This window comes from Stenotrophomonas sp. 05L44_2 (genome assembly GCF_056665995.1).
Genome location: NZ_JBFTNR010000535.1, coordinates 1 through 2,924, shown reverse-complemented (window position 1 = coordinate 2,924; position 2,924 = coordinate 1). Strand labels below are relative to the sequence as shown.

At 65.2% G+C, this 2,924-nt stretch carries 2 protein-coding genes; both read left to right on the top strand.

Features of this window, described 5'->3' with window-relative positions:
* Positions 1–700: helix-turn-helix transcriptional regulator (locus AC1VAN_RS17000; RefSeq protein ID WP_480986270.1), on the top strand; the 700-nt coding region annotated here is incomplete at its 5' end.
* 49 nt (positions 701–749) lie between these two features.
* Positions 750–2,924: TonB-dependent receptor plug domain-containing protein (locus AC1VAN_RS16995; protein ID WP_480986269.1), on the top strand; the 2,175-nt coding region annotated here is incomplete at its 3' end.

Sequence of the window (2,924 nt, the reverse complement as noted above, 5' to 3'; positions counted from 1 at the left end):
GTGGATCGCGTTCGAGAAGGAGTCCAGGCCGCTGGTCCAGGCCGGGCGCAACGGCTTGTGCGTGGGCATGAACCTGAACGTGGAAGCGCTGCGCGTGCTGACCGAAATGGCCGACTGCGGCCTGTACGCCGGTCGTGGCCAGATGAACCGCGCTGATGCGCGGGTGGCGCTGCGCCTGTGGCGTGACGCCCTCGCCAGCGGGCAGCCGGCGCAGGCACTGCGTCCGTTGCTGCTGCATCTGGCCGGTCTGCAGCGCAGCCTGGCCGACAACGTACAGCGTTGCCCGGGCCGCTCGCGCAGCCGCAAGCGCCAGGTGTTTGGTCGCATGCAGCGCGCGCGCCTGTATCTGGAAGGCAACAGCCACCGTGTGGTGCGCATCGGCGAACTGGCCGAGCTGACCAACTTCTCCAGCTGGTATCTCTCCAAGACGTTCCAGAGCCTGTACGAGGAAAGCCCGCAGTCGCTTTCGGCACGGTTGCGCCTCGAACGTGCGGCCGATCTGCTGCGCGATACCGACATGATGGTCGGCGAAGTCGCTGCCGCCAGCGGTTTCGACAACTGCTGCAGCTTCGCGCGTGCCTTCCGCGCCCGCTACGGCCAGTCCGCCTCGCGCTTCCGCGAGAATGACGGACAGCTTCCGCCACACTCCGCAAAGTCTCCGGTTGTGTCGCGCAAATACAGCGCTGCAACGCAATCGTAACGTGCTACGGCGTTTTAACACGCTACTAACACGTACCTTGGAGAGATTGATGAACGTTCGTATTCCCGCAGTGCGGCTCGGCTTGCTGCCGGCCGGCATTGCGCTTGCCTTGGCACCGTCCTTCGCTTCGGCGCAGGACGCAGCTGCCGGCGGCACGACCGACCTGGACCGCATTTCGGTCACCGGTTCGCGCATCCGCCAGGCGAGCATGGAAACCGCGCAGCCGGTGATCGCGCTGCAGCGCGCCGACATTGAAAAGCAGGGCTTCACCAGCGTTGCCGACATCGTGCAGAACCTGTCGGCGACCGGTTCGCCGGCGATCAGCCGCGCCGATGCCCTGTCTTCGGGCGAAGAAGTCGGCGGCCAGTACGTCGACCTGCGCAACCTCGGCCCGGAGCGCACCCTGGTGCTGCTGGACGGCAAGCGCATGGGCACCAGCACCGGCGGCTACACCGACCTGGCCTCGATCCCGACCTCGGTCGTGGAACGCATCGAAGTGCTGACCGACGGTGCATCGGCCATCTATGGTTCCGACGCCATCGCCGGCGTGGTCAACATCATCACCCGCAAGAACTTCGACGGCCTGGAAGCCAGCGTCTACGGTGGCCAGTACGGCCAGGGCGACGGCCAGAAGCAGGTCTACAACTTCGTCTACGGCCAGACCGGTGAGCGCGGTTCGATCACCTTCGGCGCCGAATACAGCAAGGAAGACGAGGTCAAGGCCAAGGATCGTTCCTTCAGCCGCTACCCGAACGGCCGCTTCCACCCGTTCCCGACCGACGACGATGCCAATGGCTGGTCGCCGGCGTCGAACCAGGGCGTGCTGATCGACGACATGGGTACCCCGAAGGACGCCAACGACGATATCTGGTACACCCGTGCCAATACCGGTGCCGGCAACGGCATGGGCGACTTCCGTGAGTTCGGCACCGCCGACTACACCAATGCCAGCCAGGAAATGTGGCTGCAGAACAAGCTGACCCGTCGCTCGGTCTTTGCCAACGGCAACTACGACCTGACCGACAACATCCGCGCCACCGCGAACGTGCTGTACACCAAGCGCACCGCGACCTCGCAGATTGCCGGCTACCCGTACCAGTCCGAGGTCTACGGCACCCCGCTGTCGGCCGACAGCATCTACAACCCGCTGGGCAAGGACGCGAACTTCATCCGTCGCACCTCCGAGTTCCCGCGCCAGACCGAGTCCGAGCAGGAAACCTTCCGCTTCTCGGCCGGCCTGGAAGGCTCGTTCGAGTTCGCCGACAAGTTCTGGGACTGGGACGTGGGCTACGTCTACAACCAGAACAAGGGCGTCAAGACCGGCACCGGCAACCTGTTCATCCCGAACGTGCAGAACGCCGTCGGCCCGTCCTTCATGGACGGCGACGTTGCCCGTTGCGGCACCCCGGGCAAGGTGATCGCCGGTTGCACCCCGTGGAACCCGCTCGCACCGTACGGCTCCACCGGCAACGGTTCGCTGGCTGACCCGGCACTGCAGGCCTACCTGTTCCTGCCGAGCCACGACACCTACACCAACACCACCAAGGCTTACAGCGCCAACATCTCCGGTTCGCTGTTCACGCTGCCGGCCGGTGACCTGGCCATCGCTGCCGGTTACGAGCACCGCCAGGAAAGCGGTGAGTACAACCCGGATGCACTGCTGCAGTCGGGCCTGAGCACCGACCTGGCCGGCGCACCGACCAAGGGCAGCTACAAGCTCGACGAGTTCTACGTCGAACTGAACGTGCCGGTGCTGGCCGACATGCCGTTCGCCAAGGAACTGTCGCTCGACATGGCCGGTCGCTATTCGGACTACAACACCTTCGGCGACACCATCAACAGCAAGTTCGGCCTGAAGTGGAAGCCGATCGACGACCTGCTGGTGCGTGCGACCTATTCGACGGGCTTCCGCGCGCCGAATATCGCCAACATGTACGGCGGCACCTCGCAGACCTTCGACGCCTACACCGATCCGTGCGACAGCAGCTTCGGCTCGGCTTCGCGCAATCCGTCGGTTGCCGCGGCCTGCGGCGCACGTGGCGTTCCGGCGAACTTCCGCCAGATCACCTCCGGTGGCGCACAGTCGACCGGCCCGGGCACCCAGTCCTACAGCGCCTTCGAGTCGGGTTCCAACCCGGAACTGCAGCCGGAAACCTCCAAGACCTGGACTGCTGGCCTGGTCTACAGCCCGAACTTCGTGCAGGGCCTGGACGTCAGCCTGGAC